A 16,035-nucleotide genomic window follows, 5' to 3' on the forward strand; every position below is an offset into this window, starting at 1 on the left:
AACGGAGAACTCCGGGCGGGCAGTCGGCGATGAAACAGGAAGTCTCACGGCGCGAGCCGTAAGAATCTCCCTCCTTCAGGAGGGAGAGCGTCAAGGCTGCCAGGGAACCATGCCGGGCACCCCGCGCCCAAGCCGGTCCCGCCCTCGCCCGGAGCGTACGGTCCCGCCCCGTGCCGGCGGGCGTATGTCCGCTCCCGCTCAGGTCGTACCGCTTCCGCTCAGGCCGTACGACGCGCGCCCGGGCCACAGGCCCCCCGACCCGGGCCGTACCGACCGCCTCGCCCGGGCCGGGCCTACGGCCCGCCCCGTTCCGTCGTGCGGGTCCTGACCACCACCGGCGCCGTCGAGCGCGGCAGCAGATCGGCCGGCTGTTCCGGACGGATCACCTCCACCTCGACTCCCTCGCCGAAGCGGTACGGGCGGTGCGCCAGGACCTCCGCGAGATGGCGGCGGATCCGGGAGATCTCCGCCCGTACCGTCACCGTCCGCGTCGCGTCGCCGAAGATGTCCTCCGCCAGCTCGGACGCCGTACGCCCCTCGCGGTGCAACGCCAGCGCGTACAGCAGCTCCGCGTGGCGCGGCGACAGCCGCTGCGTCCAGGTGTCCACGACGCCCGCCACGCTGACCGAGAGCCCGTGCGGCCTGCTCAGGTCCAGTACCACCCGTCGGCGCGGCCCGTCCCCCGGCCCTTCCGTCACCCGCACGAGCCAGCCACCGGGCAGCGGCTCCGCCTCGCACATACCGAGCGACGGCAGCCAGACCCGCCCCGGCCGCATCGACTTCGGCAGCGGCAGCCGCTCGACCGGAGGCATCCCGGTCACCGCCGCCAGCCACCCGTGGGTGTCCACCGCCACGGCCCGGCCGCCCAGCCGGCACAGCAGCGGCGCCGCCACCGAGCGCAGCCGGTCGATCGCCCGCAGATGCCGGTTCCTGAGCTCGCTCTCGGCCAGCCTGGCCACCGAACCGACCAGGGCCAGCGAGGTCGGATGGAAGCTGGACGCCGGGCCGCTCATGTCGACGATCCCCATCAGCCGACCGTCCCTCGGATCACGGACCGGGGCCGCCGCGCACGTCCAGTTGCGCAGGCGGCGCACGAAGTGCTCCGAGGAATGGACCTGGACCGGTGCGCGCGAGACGAGCGCCGTACCGATCGCGTTCGTCCCCGTGCTCTCCTCCGCCCAGGCGGCGCCCTCCGCCAGACAGATTCCGTCCGCCCGGCGCAGCACTTCCGTGTTGCCCCGGCGCCACAGCACCCGGCCCTCCATGTCGGTGACCACCACGATCTGCTGGGCGGCGTCCGCGAGCGACCCCAGGCTCTCGTTCAGCAGCGGCATCACCTCGTTCAGCGCCGACGTCCGGCGCCTGCGCTCGACCTCGTCCATCTCCAGCAGCACGCTCTCCGTGGACTGGTCCGGATCGAGACCTCTGCGCAGCATCCGGTCCCACGAGGCGCCGATCTCGGCGCGGAGCGCGGCCGACGGGCGGTCGTCCCCGGAGATCGTCTCGCCGGACCGGCGGATGCGGCGCGGAGCACGGGGCGGCCGCAAGGCCGCCGACCGCGTCACCTCGGCAGGACCAGTCTCCACTCTCATTCCCCCAGTCGCCAGGGCCGACCCGATGGCCCGCCGGCCCATCCTGCCCCGACCGGGCCCCGAGAGGCGTACTCCACACAATGGTTGCAACCCTTTGCAACTCTGGCGAGAGGGTGCGGGTCCGTACGAGAGTGACGGAACACTGTGCGGCGGCGCCTGTGCGCCGCCGATCGGTGTGCACAGCATGGGGGGTGGTGCCGTGTCGGCGCAGCACCACCCCCCGTCGCTGCGCCCGCACGCATCACCCCTTGCGCGTACCCGGACCGGACCGGACCGGACGCCCGCGCCCGCACGTATCAGCCCCGTCGCCGGGGCAGCCGCGTACGACCTCCGTCGCCCCCCGCCCCGGCGGTCACCGCTCGACCGGCCGGGCCCGTTCCACCACCGCGGCCAGATCGAGAGTGTGCGGCAGCGTTCCGAACGCCGCGCCCCGGTCAGCGCCCAGCCGGGACGCACAGTACGCGTCGGCGACCTCCGGCGGCGCCCAGCGCACCAGCAGCGACCCCTGGAGCACCGTCGCCATCCGCTCCACCAGCCGACGGGCCCGCGCCTCGATCCCCTCCAGGTCGGCCAGCTCCGTCAGCATGTCCCTGATCGCCCCGTCCAGCCGGTGATCCGCGCCGCGCGCCCGGCCGACCTCCTGGAGGAACGCGTTCAGCGCCGACGGCTCGCGCCGCAGCGCCCGCAGCACATCGAGCGCCTGGACGTTCCCCGAGCCCTCCCAGATCGAGTTGAGCGGCGCCTCCCGCAGCAGCCGGGGCATCCCGGACTCCTCCACGTACCCGTTGCCACCCAGACACTCCAGCGCCTCGGCCACCATCGGCGTGCACCGCTTCGTCACCCAGTACTTCGCCGCGGGCACGGCGATCCGCAGGAACGCCCGCTCGTCCTCGGTGTCCGCGTCGTACGCGGCGGCCAGGCGCAGCGCCAGCACCGTCGCCGCCTCCGATTCCAGCGCCAGATCGGCCAGCACGTTGCGCATCAGCGGCTTCTCGATCAGCGGCCCGCCGAACGCGCGGCGGTACGCACAGTGGTGGATCGCCTGCGCCGCCGCCTGCCGCATCAGCGCCGCCGAACCGGTCACGCAGTCCAGCCGGGTCGCCGCCACCATCCCCATGATGGTGTGCACCCCCTGCCCCTCCTCGCCGACCCGGCGCGCCCACGTCCCGTCGAACTCGACCTCGGCCGACGCGTTCGACCGGTTGCCCAGCTTGTCCTTCAGCCGCTGGATCGCGAACGGGTTGCGGCTGCCGTCGGGCAGCACCCGGGGCAGCAGGAAGCACGTCAGGCCGCCCGGCGCCTGCGCCAGCACCAGGAAGGCGTCGGACATCGGCGCCGAGCAGAACCACTTGTGTCCGGTGAGCAGATACGCGCCCGCCTCGGACAGGGGCTGCGCCCGGGTCGTGTTGGAGCGCACATCCGTGCCGCCCTGCTTCTCCGTCATGCCCATCCCGAAGAGCACCCCGGCCTTCTCCCCGGGCGGCCGCAGCCCCTCCTCGTACACCGGCGACGTCAGCAGCGGCTCCCACTCCCGGGCCAGCGCCGGATCGGTGCGCAGCGCGGGAACCGCCGCGTGCGTCATCGACAGGGGACAGCCGTGGCCCGCCTCGGCCTGCGTCCACACCAGGAAGCCGGCCGCCCGCCGCACATGACCGCCGGGCCTGCCCCACGCGTCGGTCAGACCGGCGCCGACCGCGTGCCCCAGCAGCCGGTGCCAGGCCGGGTGGAACTCCACCTCGTCGACACGATTGCCGTACCGGTCGTGGGAGCGCAGAACCGGCGGATTCCCGTTCGCCTGCGTGCCCCACGCCTGCGCCTGCGCGGAACCCGCGGCCCTGCCCAGCTCGCCGAGTTCGGCCAGGGCCGCGGCGGACGGTTCGGGCGGCAGATGCCGCCGTACCGCCTCGGTCAGCGCGAGATCCGCCGCGAAGACGTCATAGCCGGCCAGCGGCGGTACCTGATTGGACACGGTGTGGGTGATGGGTGCCATGCCGCTACGGTAAAGACGTGCAGGCAGCGAATGAAACAGCTGAACGGCCGGCGGGGCGGCTCCACCGGGTCCGAGCCCTCTACCGCAACGTGTCCAAGCGGCAGATGGTCTGGCACCTGCTCAAGGACACGGTCAACTCGTGCATGGAGTACCGGATCCTGGGACTCGCGGCGGAGGCGGCGTTCTTCACCCTGCTCTCCCTGCCCCCGCTGCTCCTCGGCCTGATCGGACTGCTCGGCTACGTCGACGAGTGGACCAGCACCACGACGGTCGCCTCGATCGAGCGCAACATCCTCAACGCCGCGCACACGGTGCTCAGTGAGCGGGGCGTGAACGAATTCGCCAAGCCGCTGCTGGCGGACGTCACCACCGGCGCCCGGCCCGACGTCATCTCGATCGGCTTCGCGATCGCGCTCTGGTCCGGCTCCCGCGCGGTCAACGTCTTCATCGACACGATCACGGTGATGTACGGCCTCGACGGCCAGCGCGGCATCGTCAAGACCCGGCTGCTCGCCTTCCTGCTCTACGTGATCGCGCTGCTGCTGGGTGCCGTCGTGCTGCCGCTGCTCGTGGTCGGCCCGGACCGGGTCGTGGAACTGGTGCCGTGGGGCACCGAACTCATAAGCATCCTGTACTGGCCCCTGGTGGTCCTGCTGTCGATCGCCTTCCTCACGACGCTCTACCACGTGTCCGTGCCGGTCCGCTCGCCGTGGAAGGAGGACGTGCCGGGCGCGCTGGTCGCGTTCGTGATGTGGGTGCTCGGCAGCTTCCTGCTGCGGATCTACCTCACCGGCACGGTCGAGGGACCCACGATCTACGGGTCACTGGCGGCGCCGATCGCGGTCCTGCTGTGGATCGGCGTCTCCGCGTTCGCGGTACTGGTCGGGGCGGCGGTCAACGCCGCCATCGACCGGGTGTGGCCCTCGCTGGCGACGGCCGCCGCGCGCGCGGCCAACGACCGCCTCCGGGCGGCCCAGGCGGCGGAACTGGTCGCACGGGCGCGGGCGGAGAGCCGGGGCGGGGAGGGGGCCGACGACGAGGAGGACGTCGACTGCGTCTTCATGCCGTCCGAGTTCCCGGAACGCTGGTCACGGTTCCTGCCACCCCAGGACGTGAAGTCCCGGCTGCAACCGAGCCGCGACAAGGAGCCGGACCAGCCGGCCGGACCGATCGAGGGCTGAGGCGGGCCACCGCCCCCTCGCGCCGCCCCTTCGGGAAGGCCGCGGCGCGCAGGACGTCGTACGGAGGCGAGGACGTTGTACGAGGAAAGGGCGTCGCGGTTCGACGGCGCGACACTCTGGACCCTGCGCGTGCCGCAGGGCTCCATGCATCCGGTGCTGCCCGACGGATGCATGGACCTGCTCTGGATCGGCGGTCGGCTGCTCGTCGCGGGCCCCGACACCCACGCCCAGGCACCCGACACCGGGGCGGGCGGCCGGTACACCGGAATCCGCTTCGCGCCCGGCACGGCCCCCGCGCTCCTCGGCGTCCCGGCCCACGAACTGCGCGACCGCCGGGTCGGCCTCGCGGACCTGTGGCCGGGCGCGCTGGTCCGCGAGCTCACCGAGCGCGTGGCCGAAGCCCCCGATCCGGCCGCCGCGCTGGAGGCGATCGCTCTGCGCCGGGCCGTCGGCACCGCGCCCCCGGATCCCCTCATGCGATCCGTCGCGGCGCACCTGGGCGAGGGCCGGTCCGTCGCGGACACCGCGCGGGCCGCCGGACTCGGCGCCCGCCGGCTGCACCGCCGATCACTCGCGGCCTTCGGCTACGGACCCAAGACACTCGCGCGGATCCTGCGGCTGCGGCGCGCCCTCGCCCTCGTCCGCTCCGGGACCCCCTACGCCGAGGCGGCGGTCGTCGCCGGCTGCACCGACCAGGCCCACCTCGCACGGGAGATGCGCGACCTGACCGGCACGACCCTGACCGCCCACCTCGCCCGGGCGTGAGGGACGACCGGCGCCCCGCCGCCCGCCCCGCCCGGTCTCAGCCGCGGTCGGCGAACAACGACACCGCGCAGCCGTCCGGGTCGAGGACCATCGCGTACCGCTGACCCCACACCGCGTCCCACGGCTTCAGATGCCCCTGGTACCCGGCGCCCGTCAGGTCCTCGTACACCGCGTCCACCTCGGCCGCGCCGTCGCAGCGAAAGGCGAGCCCGAGGCGTTCCCCGCCGCGAGGCGCCGTCCATCCGGGATCGAACGACCGGATGACGTCCTCGGTGTCCCACAACAGGCGCCGCCCGCCCGGGAGCGTCACTTCGACATGGGGTGCGCAATCCGCGTCGGCGGGGATGTCGAGCCCGAGCCGGCGGTAGAAGGCGAGCGATGCGGCCAGATCCGCGGCGATGATGCCGATCGCGTCCATACGTGGAGTCATGCCCCCGACCGTAGACCGGGGCGCCGCACCCGGTCTTGTACGAATCGGACACGGCCCGGGCCCGGCGGAACCCGCCGCGCCCGGGCCGGCGTGGAGCCACCGGGGCCGGTGGCCTCCACGCCTGGCTACGGGGCGTTGGAACCTTCCCCGTGATCCGCACCGTCCCCGCGGTCGGCGCCGGCCACGCAGTCGGCGGGCGACGTCCCCGGCTCCGCCAGCGCGAGACCGAGCTGGGCGCGCTCGGTGACCCAGCGGCTCGGACGGTGGCGCGGGTCGCCCGTCGTGCGGTGCAGCGCCCGGTGCAGTTCGAGCATCCGGACGGCACCGATCCGGTCGCCCCAGGCCAGTGGGCCGACGGGGTAGCCGAGCCCGGCCGTGACGGCCAGGTCGATGTCGGCGGGTGAGGCGATGGCGCGTTCCGCGATCGACGACGCCACCGACACGATCGAGGCGAGCAGCCGCTGCGCCACTGTGCCCGCCGTGTCCCGCACCACCGAGACCGCGTACGGGCCGCCGCCGTCGCCCGCCCGGGCCAGCACCGCCCGGGCGTCCCGTGCGGCGGCCGGATCCGACGCCGGGGTCACGGCCAGCACCCGGCGCCGCCCGGTCGCGGGCAACGGGTCGACACCGAAGGCGCGGGTCGCGGGCAGCCCGTGCTCCGCGACGGCCGAGGCCACCGACGTACCCCACACCGGAACCAGCACGACCGCCCGGGACGTCGGCCCGGTGCCCGTCTCGACGGCGGCGCCCGCAGCCGTCAGCACCTCGCGCAGCGCCGCCGCGTCGCCGTTCCGGGGACCGGCGCCGTGGACGAACACGGGACGCTCCGCGTCGCCCGTGACCGGCGGTTCGGGGGCCGGGGCGGGGGCGTCGGGGCCGTACGCGAACCAGCCGCGCCCGGTCTTGCGGCCGTGCAGCCCGGCGGCCACCCGGTTCGGGGTGAGGTAGGAGGGGCGGAGCCGGTCCGCGTACCGGAACCCCTGCCAGATCGAGTCGATCACCGCGGCCGTCACGTCCAGACCGGTGAGGTCCATCAGCTCGAAGGGGCCCATGCGCAGGCCGAGCACGTCACGGGCGATCCGGTCGATGTCGGCCGGCGGCGCGACCGACTCCTCCAGCAGCGCGAGGGCCTCCGTCACCAGGCCGCGACCGGCGTGATTGACGAGGAAGCCGGGAGTGTCGGCCACGGTGACGGCACGGTGCCCGCAGCCCTCGACGAACGCGGTGAGGGCGGGCGGGATCTCCGGGCGGGTGGCGGCGCCCGGCACGATCTCGACAATCCGCATCAGCGGCACCGGGTTGAAGAAGTGCAGCCCGGCCAGCCGGGCCGGGTCCTTCAGCGTGGCGGCGATGCGGGTGACCGACAGGGAGGAGGTGTTGGTCGTGAAGACGGCCGTCGCGGGCAGCACCTGTTCGAGCCGGCCGAAGACCTCGGTCTTGGTGCCGAGATCCTCCCGGACGGCCTCGACGACCAGTTCGACATCGGGGCCCGGTGCCCACGGCTCGTCCAGCGGGACCAGCCGGTCCAGGGCGGCTGCGGACTCCTCGGCGGACAACCGGCCCTTCTCCACGGCCCGTTCGAGCATGGACCGTACGAAGTCCACGGCGGCCGTCACCGCTTCCGTACGCGCGTCGCACAACTCGACGGTGTGTCCTGCGGTCGCCGCCCACTGGGCGATGCCGCGGCCCATGGCCCCGGCGCCGACGATCCTGATGCGCATGGCGGTTGAGGTCCTCTCGGGGTGACATGTGATCCGACCCAGCGACGATAGACGCGATCGCGGCGCCCGGTCCGGCTGCCGGACGATCCCGTGACATCGTCCTGCCCCACCGGCTTCCCGAGGATCACGGGCTATTGATCGCCGTTGCCCACGAAATTAGAGTCGCGTCGGACTACCGGCCGGTGAACCGGGACGGAGGGACCCGCCCGTCGGGAAGGGCGCCCGCCCACCCGGCCGCACGATCTTCACCACCGAAAGGTCACGCCGTGCCCGACCAGCAGCCCGATGTCGTCATCTGCGAACCGCTGCGCACCCCCATCGGACGTTTCGGGGGAGTGTTCGCCCGGCAGACCCCGGCGGCCCTCGCCGCACGCGTCGTCACGGAGCTCGTCGCCCGCACCGGGATCGACCCGGAGGCGGTCGACGAGGTGATCCTCGGACACGCCTACCCCTCCGCCGAGGCCCCCGCCATCGGCCGGGTCGTCGCGCTCGACGCCGGACTGCCCGCGACGGTCACCGGCACCCAGATCGACCGCCGTTGCGGCTCCGGGCTCCAGGCCGTCCTCGATGCGGCGATGCAGATCCGGGCCGGCTTCAGCGAGGTCGTCGTCGCGGGCGGCGTCGACGTGATGAGCGCCGCCCCCTACTACACGCACGAGGGCCGCTGGGGCATCAAGGGACCCGGCCTCCAACTCCACGACGCGCTGGCCCGGGGCAGGGTCACCGCGGGCGGCGTCCACCACCCCGTACCGGGCGGCATGATCGAGACCGCGGAGAACCTGCGCCGCGCGTACGGCATCGGCCGAGCCGACCAGGACGCCCTCGCCCTGCGCTCGCAGCAGCGGGCCGCCCGGGCGGCGGCGGAGGGACGGTACGACGCCGAGATCGTCCCCGTGACCGTGCGGACCCGCAAGGGCGAGACGGTCGTCACCTCCGACGAGCATCCCCGCCCCGACACCACCGCCGAACAACTCGCCGCGCTGCGACCGGTCATGGCCGCGTCCGACCCCGAAGCCACCGTGACCGCGGGCAACGCCAGCGGTCAGAACGACGCGGCTGCCGCGTGCCTGGTGACCAGTGCCGCCACCGCCGAACGGCTCGGCCTCACCCCGCTGGTCCGGCTCGTCTCCTTCGCCCGCGCCGGGGTGCCCGCCGCGACCATGGGCCTGGGTCCCGTGCCCGCGACCCGGGCCGCCCTCGACCGCGCCGGACTGACGCTCGGCGACCTCGACCTGATCGAGATCAACGAAGCGTTCGCCGCCCAGGTGCTCGCATGCACCCGTGAGCTGGGGCTCGGCGAGACCGATCACGAGCAGCGGATCAACGTCGACGGCTCCGGCATCTCGCTCGGCCACCCGGTCGGCGCGACCGGCGCCCGCATCCTCGCCACCCTGGCCCGCGAACTGCAACGCCGGGAGGCCCGCTACGGCCTGGAGACCATGTGCATCGGCGGCGGACAGGGCCTCGCCGCGGTCTTCGAGCGCATCCGTTCCTGAGGCGCCGGCGTGCGGTGAACTCCCCCGACCCTCCGCCTCGCGGCCTTCCCGCTCGTCGGGCCACGCCACCAAGGCGTCGGGTCATCTGATGTCCCGCCTCGGGCATGGAAAAGGTCCGTCGGTGCAGCCCCGGCTGCACCGACGGACCCGTCCGCTACGTGCCTGACGGCTGTCGGCTGTGCGCGTCAGCCTTTCGAGGCGCGGGTGCGGCGCACCAGCAGGGCGCCACCGAGCACCATCGCGGCGCTCGCACCGCCGGCCAGACCCAGGTTGGTGTCAGAGCCGGTGCGCGCCAGCTGCGGCTTGTGGTGGTGCTGCCAGTGCGGCTTGTGGTGGACCGGCTTGTGCTGCCAGTGGTGGGTGGGGGGCTTGGGCGGGTTGTGGTGGTGTCCCGGAGGGCAGTCGTGGTGGTGGTGATGATGGTGGTGGTGGACGACCGGCGGCTTGTGCGGCTGGTGGGCCGGGGGCTTGTGCGGCGTGTCCACGGGGGGTTTGTGCGGCGTGTCCACGGGGGGTTTGTGCGGCGTGTCCACGGGCGGCTTGTGCGGCGTGTCCACGGGCGGGTCGACCGGCGTCGTCACATTCCCCGACTCGTTCCCGCACTCGTTGCCGACCGCGGGGCTGAGCACGCCGCCGACGTCGACCGTGTTGCCGCACACGTTGATCGGAACGTCCACCGGGGCCTGGACGCTGTTGCCGGAGAGCACACCGGCGGAGCCGGCCGTGACGCCCTCGGCGCTCGCGCGCTGGCCGGCCGTTCCGCTTTCCTGGCCGCCCTCGCTCTGGCACTCGTTTCCGAATGCCGGGTTCAGCAGGCCGATCGCATTGACCGTGTTGCCGCACAGGCCGACGGGAGCGTGCACAGGCGCCTGCACGGCGTTGCCCGAGCCGACGCCCGGTGAACCGACGGCGGAGGCTTCGACGGAGGCGTCCGCGAACGCGTTCCCGCCGGTGGCGGCCAGGATGCCTGACGCCGCCGCCATCACGAGCACGCTTTTGCTCAAGGATTTTCGCATGGGTTGCTCTTTCTTAGGACATGTCGCGCGAGCGTGGGGGCTCGCGGCTCGTTCATCAGGCGGTGCGACTTTCGCCGGGGGCGAGGCCCCTGGCTTCCTCGATGCGTGGGCCTTTCGATGATGGTCACCGCGGAGCGGGGAGAACGCGTCGCAGCGTTCTTCACGGTTCTTCACGCGGTGAATCCACCTCCTGCCGGGAGCACGCCAGGGCCGCACGCCTGGTGATACCCATAACGAGGAGGAATTGTCGAGGAAACTCGCATTTCATGGAATTTTTGTGACCACCCGAACGGATTACATGTCAGGTGACCGTCAATGGCTGTCCTCGCTCTTCGTGTGCGCTCAACCAGCGGTGAAAAAAGGCGAGTTGACGCACTGAAGGAATTGAACGGTGAAGGGGTGCTTCTGCGGCACTGCTTGCGCACTTTCGCACTGCTGTCCGCGTGTCTTTGGCGTTCGAGTGAATGGAAAGAACCAAGAATCCGTCCACGAGTTGGGCAGGAAGCTCCGGTGCGGGGCATCCGGTACGAGAAGGGTTAATCGTGATCAAGAAGGTTCTGGCCACGGGCGCCGTGGCCGCCTCCATCCTCGGTCTCGGCGCGACGCAGGCCATGGCGGTCGGTGACGACGGCGGTACGGCCTCGGTCAATGGCAACGGAGCCTTGCAGTGGTTCGGTACCGCGGTGACCCGCGGCGACGGCAGCCCGCAGGTCGGCCTGGTCCAGGGCAGCCTGAACAAGCCGTGCGTCGGTCTGCCGCTCAAGGCCAACGCGGGCTCGCCCGCCGGTCTGGTCCCGGTCGCGGTCCAGGAAACCAGCGTGCTGTCCTCGTCGCAGAACCAGCTGTGCACCGAGAACTCGACACAGGACAAGGGCGACGAGCCGCTGTCGCACATCCTGAGCGACATCCCGGTGCTCTCGGGCAACGGCGCCGGCAACGGCTGATCCGGCCAACCGCAGTGACAGGGCCCGGGCCGTCGGCGTTCCTCCTCCGCGCGGTCCGGGCCTGCTGCTGCTCGTTCCAGCGCCGTCCCATCCGTTCGTTCCGGTGGCGGCGTGCGGAACGCCCGATGGCGCCATCCGTACGGTCGACCGAATGGCGGCGCATCGGATGCTCATTCGTTCGGGCGATTTTCGAGACCTTTCTGTTTGAAGGGTTTCGCCCACGGTCCTACATCGTTACGCATCGCGGTGACGGAGTCACGAGTGATCAGGGCCGCGCTCGCGCGGCACGACAGCAGTGGCCGCACCGGACTCCGTCGAAGAAAGGGAAAGAGGTGAAGTACACCAAATTCTGCATCCACCGCTGACCTTCGGTCGGCCGGGACGAACGTCCGTGACGCAAAGGCCCCGGAGTGCATCCCACTGCGTTCCGGGGCCCTCTCCTTTCCTTTTCTGGTGGCCGAACCGGTTGCCGCCCGAGGGCTGTCCCGTCATCCGTGGTGGATCAGTGTGCGGCATCGGATGTGTTGCCTCGCAAGGCGGAGGTGCATCCGTATAGCGGATGTATGTGACACCGCTCCCTCTCCGGCTGCCAATGGTGGGTGAGGCCGTCAGAAATCCGGTCCTTTCCAGTTGCCCTGTCGCAATCGCCTCGTTACCCAGGAGGAAAGCGGTTGAAGTCACAGCCAAAGAGGCTGGTACGGGCGCGGGTGCGCGACCGAAGTGACGCCGCTGCAGAAGGGAACCCGAAAATGAAGTACGTGAAGTCCGCTGCGTTCGTCGCCGGTTCCGTGGTCGCTCTGGGTACGGCTGCTCCCGCCTTCGCCGTCACCGACGCCACGTCCCCCCACTTCAGCCTCGACGGCGGCATCAACCAGGTGTCGGCCAGTGCGCCGCAGGCCGTCGACCCGATTGTCGACACGTTGGGCGGCGCCGCAGAATCGATGCACAAGAACGGCACCGTCACCGAGCTGGCCGGCCGGGCCACCGGCGTGGTCAAGGATGCGGCCCCTCTGCTTGGGGGTCTTCCGGTCGGCGGTTGATCCGGTGCATCGGGTCTCCTTCGGCACCGTCGGGCACGTCGAACAGACTGTTCGAGGGAGAGTCGTTCGAGTGAAACGCCACAACCATCCTCTTCACCGTGAGTTGATCAGGGCGCTCCGGTCAGGTGAGCAAGTCAAGAAGAATCAGAAGGGCTGTTTCGTGATCAAGAAGATGATGGCTTCGGCAGTCGTCGCCGCTTCCATCGCCGGTATCTCCGCCGCGATGGTCCCGCAGGCCATGGCTGTGGGGAATGACGGCGGTACGGCCTCGGTCAACGGCAACGGGGCCGTCCAGTCGTACGGCAACTCCGCCACCCACGGCGACTGGAGTCCGCAGTTCGCGCTCATCCAGGGCTCGCTCAACAAGCCCTGCATCGCCCTTCCGGCCAAGGCCAACGCCGGTTCGCTCGCCGGTGCCGTCCAGGACATCAACGTCCTCGCGTCGTCGCAGAACCAGCAGTGCACGGAGAACTCGACACAGAACAAGGGCGACGAGGCGCTGTCGCACCTCCTGAGCAACGTCCCGGTCCTCTCCGGCAACGGCGTCGGCAACAACTAGTGCCCCTCCCGGCAACGTTCGCCCCGTCGCGTCGTCCCGCACGCACGCTCGCGGCGCCCGACAACGTGGCGAGCCGCCGTGCCGGGCGTCGCGGGCCGGACGGGACTTTCGAAACACCTAGGGCCGTAGGGCTCCGGAACCACAAGGCTCAAGCCCCCCGATATCCGTTCCTGACGCTTCCCATGCGTACGGCCCGGTGCCGCGTGTGGCTTTGAGTCGCCTGCCCGTAGTGTGCGAAACCCGTGGGGTCGACGCATCCAGGCCGCAGCCGTTCTTCGGCGGGCCGGAGGTGTCGGCCCCATGTCGTGCGTCCGGGACCTCGACGACCCTCGAACGGGCGGGCGGACTGGTCCGGTTGCCGTAGCCGCGGCGGACGTCGTCCGACTAAGCGGGTAGGGACCCGGACATGGAACAGTACGACAGTCAACGTCCCCACGGCGGCCAGAGGCACGCGCAGGACGCCACACCCATCTACGACCGGTTGCTCGCCGAATGGCGGGCGGCCCGCGGCGGTTCGGAGCCGGTGCAGCCCGGGTGGCGGACGCGGCCCCGCGCGGGGTGCCGCGTTCCCGCCGCCCGTACCCCCGAGGAACCACCGACGGGCGAGCTGTGAGGCCCGAACTCACGTAGGATGGATCCCCTTTGGGTGTTCATGCGGAACCGCCGCTCCCGTAGCGGGTCGATCAGTGCGTTCGACGACGGGACGCTCCGAAAGGTGAAGCGTGATGAAGAAGATGATGGCCGGCGCAGCCGTGGCCGTGTCCCTCATGGGCCTGTCTGCCGCGGTTGCCCCTGCGGCCGTGGCGGTCGGCAATGACGAGGGCACCACGTCGGTGGGCGGCAATGGCGCCACGGATGCGTTCGGCAACGCCGTGCCCCGCGGTGACTGGAGCCGCCAGACGCAGCTTGCCCAGGGCTCGCTGAACAACCTCTGCCTCGGTGTGCCGGTGAAGGCCGACGCCGGTTCGCTCGCCGGCGTGCCCGTACCGGTCGCGGCCCACGGCGTCGACGCGCTGTCCTCGCCGCAGGACCAGCAGTGCATCGGCAACTCCACCGAGGGCAAGGGAGACGAGCCGCTGTCGCAGACCCCGAGCAACATCCCGGTTCTCGCCGGCAACGGTGTCGCCAACAACTGACGCCCCGGGCTCCGCTCATGACGATGCCCACCGCTCCACGGGGGCGGTGGGCATCTCGCACGCAGGGGTGGTTCAGCCGAGGCTCCGTACCGGAAGGACGCAGTGGGCCGAGGTCATGATGACGTCCGGATCCCCCGCGAACGACCGCAGCACGTCCTCGCCGACCGGCCGGCCCGGCGCCCCCTGGGGCCACGGGCGGGTGGCGAACATGACGTTCACTTCGCCGCGCTCCTCGGCCGCCGTCAGCCACTCGGCCGGTGCGGGGTACTGCGCGGTGAAGTGGGGGAGCGTCAGGACCGCCTGGCCGGCCTGGACGAGCAGCTTCACCGGAAGCCCCGGCGTCTCGGCGGCGTACACCGGTCCGGTGCCCACCGGCAGTCCGTCGCGCTCCAGGCACGCTCGCATGGCCGCCTCACCGGTGACCGGGCCGTCCGTGCCGTCGCCCAGTGAATAGACGAGAAGGAAGGCGGCGTCGGGGCCCCCGTCGGGGTGCTCGCCGCTCCACCCGATCAGCGAGATCGTGCCCAACTGGGCTTGTGTGAACGTATGGGTGGCCGTCTGGGGTGAGGTCATGCTCGGCACCATAACGGCCGACGAGCGTTCGATGTGCATGTGTATCACCTGATGGAGGGATATCGATGGATATCCCTGACAAATGCCGTCAGAGCTGCGTCATGGCTCCGGGAGGACGGGGCGGGGTGGAAAAACGTGTTGACGGCGCCTCGTGGTCGCGGGCTATCGTGTGCGGCGTCGCCGGGCGGCGGACCGCCGCCGGTGCCGGTCTTGTGCGTGAACCAGGAGGTGAGGACATTGATGACTGTCGCCGAGATGGGCGTTGCCCACCACAGAAGCATCGTTCCCACCCCCGTGGTCGCCGGCTGACCTCTTCGTACGACAACATCGCGCGCCTGTGAGCGCGTTGCCGGGGCCACCCTTCGAAGGGTTTCCCTTGTCCCTCCAGTTCTCCGATTCTTCTTCCTTCTCCTCCTCTTCCTCCCCGGACGGGCCCGCCGCGCATCCGCTGTCCCCGTACGGCTGGGACGACGGCTGGGCCGCCGCGTTCGCCCCGTACGCGGCGCAGGGGCTGCTGCCCGGGCGTGTGGTGCGGGTCGACCGCGGGCAGTGCGACGTCGTCACTCCGCAGGGCACGTTCAGGGCCGACACCGCCTTCGTCGTCCCGCGTGATCCGATGCGCATCGTCTGCACCGGCGATTGGGTCGCCGTCGACGCCGACGGGGACCCGCGGTTCGTACGGACGCTGCTGCCGCGGCGTACGGCCTTCGTCCGCTCGACGTCGTCGCAGCGTTCCGAGGGGCAGGTGCTCGCCACCAACGTGGACCACATCGCCATCTGTGTCTCGCTCGCCGTGGAACTCGACCTGGGGCGGATGGAGCGCTTCCTCGCGCTCGCCATGTCCAGTACCGACGGCACCGCGCTGCTCCGCGATGGGGTGGGCGCCGCGGACGGTGCCGTCGAACCTGTCGTGGTGCTGACCAAGGCGGACCTGGTGCCGGACGCCGCGACGCTGTCGCACCTCGTCCAGGACGTCGAGGCCGCCGCGCCCGGTGTGCAGGTGCTTCCCGTCAGCTCCACCACGGGAGAGGGGCTGGACGTGTTCTCCGCGATCGTGTCGGGCGGCACGAGTGTGCTGCTCGGCGTGTCCGGCGCGGGCAAGTCGACCCTCGCCAACACCCTGCTCGGCCGCGACGTGATGGAGGTGCAGGCCGCTCGCGAGGTCGACGGCAAGGGCCGGCACACCACCACGACGCGCAATCTGCTGGTGCTGCCCTTCGGTGGCGTGCTCATCGACACCCCCGGGCTGCGCGGGGTCGGGCTCTGGGACGCGGAGACCGGTGTCGGCCAGGTCTTCTCCGAGATCGAGGAACTGGCCGAGCGGTGCCGGTTCCACGACTGCGCCCACCAGTCCGAACCGGGCTGCGCGGTGCTCGCCGCGCTGGAGGACGGCTCACTGTCCCACCGACGCCTCGACAGTTTCCGCAAACTGCTCCGTGAGAACCGGCGCATCGTCGCCAGGACCGATGCCCGGGTGCGGTCCGAGATGCTGCGCGAATGGAAGCGCAGAGGGGCCGAGGGGCGGGCTGCCATGCAGGCGAAGCGCGGCAGGACGCGGTAGGGCGCGACGCCGGGTCCCATGTCCGAAAACC

The 16,035-nt window shown here is 71.6% G+C and carries 15 protein-coding genes; 9 read left to right on the top strand and 6 right to left on the bottom strand.

Annotation, left to right across the window (positions count from 1 at the left end):
• Window positions 1-293: 293 nt before the first annotated feature.
• The gene (locus tag ACGF2V_RS27765; RefSeq protein ID WP_389047885.1) at window positions 294-1,592 is read right to left on the bottom strand and encodes a GAF domain-containing protein; all 1,299 of its coding nucleotides are present in this window, start codon (window positions 1,590-1,592) and stop codon (window positions 294-296) included.
• 352 nt (window positions 1,593-1,944) lie between these two features.
• Window positions 1,945-3,582 carry an acyl-CoA dehydrogenase family protein gene (locus tag ACGF2V_RS27770; RefSeq protein WP_362630781.1) on the bottom strand — a complete coding sequence of 546 codons (1,638 nt, stop codon included), beginning with the start codon at window positions 3,580-3,582 and terminating at the stop codon, window positions 1,945-1,947.
• 17 nt (window positions 3,583-3,599) lie between these two features.
• Here ACGF2V_RS27770 and ACGF2V_RS27775 point away from each other — a divergent pair, with 17 nt between their 5' ends.
• Entirely contained in the window at window positions 3,600-4,763 is a 1,164-nt protein-coding gene (locus tag ACGF2V_RS27775; RefSeq protein ID WP_362630778.1) for a YihY/virulence factor BrkB family protein, read from the top strand.
• 75 nt (window positions 4,764-4,838) lie between these two features.
• Complete coding sequence (locus tag ACGF2V_RS27780) at window positions 4,839-5,528, top strand: AraC family transcriptional regulator (RefSeq protein WP_362709763.1); 690 nt, start codon at window positions 4,839-4,841, stop codon at window positions 5,526-5,528.
• 37 nt (window positions 5,529-5,565) lie between these two features.
• Here the strand turns inward: ACGF2V_RS27780 and ACGF2V_RS27785 are convergent, their stop codons facing one another.
• Together ACGF2V_RS27785 and ACGF2V_RS27790 are read right to left on the bottom strand one after the other, a co-directional pair.
• Window positions 5,566-5,958, bottom strand: a complete 393-nt coding sequence (locus ACGF2V_RS27785; protein ID WP_362709766.1) for a VOC family protein — start codon at window positions 5,956-5,958, stop codon at window positions 5,566-5,568.
• 125 nt (window positions 5,959-6,083) lie between these two features.
• On the bottom strand, window positions 6,084-7,679 hold the full coding sequence (locus ACGF2V_RS27790) for a 3-hydroxyacyl-CoA dehydrogenase (RefSeq protein ID WP_362709768.1): 1,596 nt from the start codon (window positions 7,677-7,679) through the stop codon (window positions 6,084-6,086).
• A 266-nt stretch (window positions 7,680-7,945) separates the two neighbouring features.
• Between ACGF2V_RS27790 and ACGF2V_RS27795 the strand changes: the two genes are divergently transcribed.
• Window positions 7,946-9,175 (top strand): acetyl-CoA C-acetyltransferase, encoded by a 1,230-nt coding sequence (locus tag ACGF2V_RS27795; RefSeq protein WP_362709770.1) that lies wholly within the window; start codon window positions 7,946-7,948, stop codon window positions 9,173-9,175.
• 185 nt (window positions 9,176-9,360) lie between these two features.
• Here the strand turns inward: ACGF2V_RS27795 and ACGF2V_RS27800 are convergent, their stop codons facing one another.
• Window positions 9,361-10,191: a chaplin gene (locus tag ACGF2V_RS27800; protein WP_362709773.1), complete on the bottom strand. Its 831-nt coding sequence runs from the start codon at window positions 10,189-10,191 to the stop codon at window positions 9,361-9,363.
• Window positions 10,192-10,733: 542 nt separating this feature from the next.
• On the opposite strand from ACGF2V_RS27800, the gene ACGF2V_RS27805 reads away from it, so the two are divergent.
• The 5 genes from ACGF2V_RS27805 to ACGF2V_RS27825 all read left to right on the top strand — a co-directional run bounded on the left by ACGF2V_RS27805 (window position 10,734) and on the right by ACGF2V_RS27825 (window position 13,870).
• Window positions 10,734-11,135 carry a rodlin gene (locus tag ACGF2V_RS27805; RefSeq protein WP_362709776.1) on the top strand — a complete coding sequence of 134 codons (402 nt, stop codon included), beginning with the start codon at window positions 10,734-10,736 and terminating at the stop codon, window positions 11,133-11,135.
• Between the two features lie 749 nt (window positions 11,136-11,884).
• Window positions 11,885-12,175 carry a hypothetical protein gene (locus ACGF2V_RS27810; RefSeq protein ID WP_362624114.1) on the top strand — a complete coding sequence of 97 codons (291 nt, stop codon included), beginning with the start codon at window positions 11,885-11,887 and terminating at the stop codon, window positions 12,173-12,175.
• 160 nt (window positions 12,176-12,335) lie between these two features.
• Entirely contained in the window at window positions 12,336-12,734 is a 399-nt protein-coding gene (locus ACGF2V_RS27815; protein ID WP_362624111.1) for a rodlin, read from the top strand.
• A gap of 406 nt (window positions 12,735-13,140) precedes the next feature.
• Window positions 13,141-13,347 carry a hypothetical protein gene (locus ACGF2V_RS27820; protein WP_362624108.1) on the top strand — a complete coding sequence of 69 codons (207 nt, stop codon included), beginning with the start codon at window positions 13,141-13,143 and terminating at the stop codon, window positions 13,345-13,347.
• Window positions 13,348-13,459: 112 nt separating this feature from the next.
• The gene (locus ACGF2V_RS27825) at window positions 13,460-13,870 is read left to right on the top strand and encodes a rodlin (protein ID WP_362624106.1); all 411 of its coding nucleotides are present in this window, start codon (window positions 13,460-13,462) and stop codon (window positions 13,868-13,870) included.
• 72 nt (window positions 13,871-13,942) lie between these two features.
• On the opposite strand, the gene ACGF2V_RS27830 is transcribed toward ACGF2V_RS27825, so the two are convergent.
• Window positions 13,943-14,443 (bottom strand): DUF5949 family protein, encoded by a 501-nt coding sequence (locus tag ACGF2V_RS27830; protein WP_362624103.1) that lies wholly within the window; start codon window positions 14,441-14,443, stop codon window positions 13,943-13,945.
• 376 nt (window positions 14,444-14,819) lie between these two features.
• Here ACGF2V_RS27830 and rsgA point away from each other — a divergent pair, with 376 nt between their 5' ends.
• The gene (rsgA, locus tag ACGF2V_RS27835) at window positions 14,820-16,004 is read left to right on the top strand and encodes a ribosome small subunit-dependent GTPase A (protein ID WP_362624100.1); all 1,185 of its coding nucleotides are present in this window, start codon (window positions 14,820-14,822) and stop codon (window positions 16,002-16,004) included.
• Window positions 16,005-16,035: the final 31 nt, after the last annotated feature.

It is taken from the genome of Streptomyces sp. NPDC047982 (assembly GCF_043204165.1).
Lineage (GTDB): Bacteria > Actinomycetota > Actinomycetes > Streptomycetales > Streptomycetaceae > Streptomyces.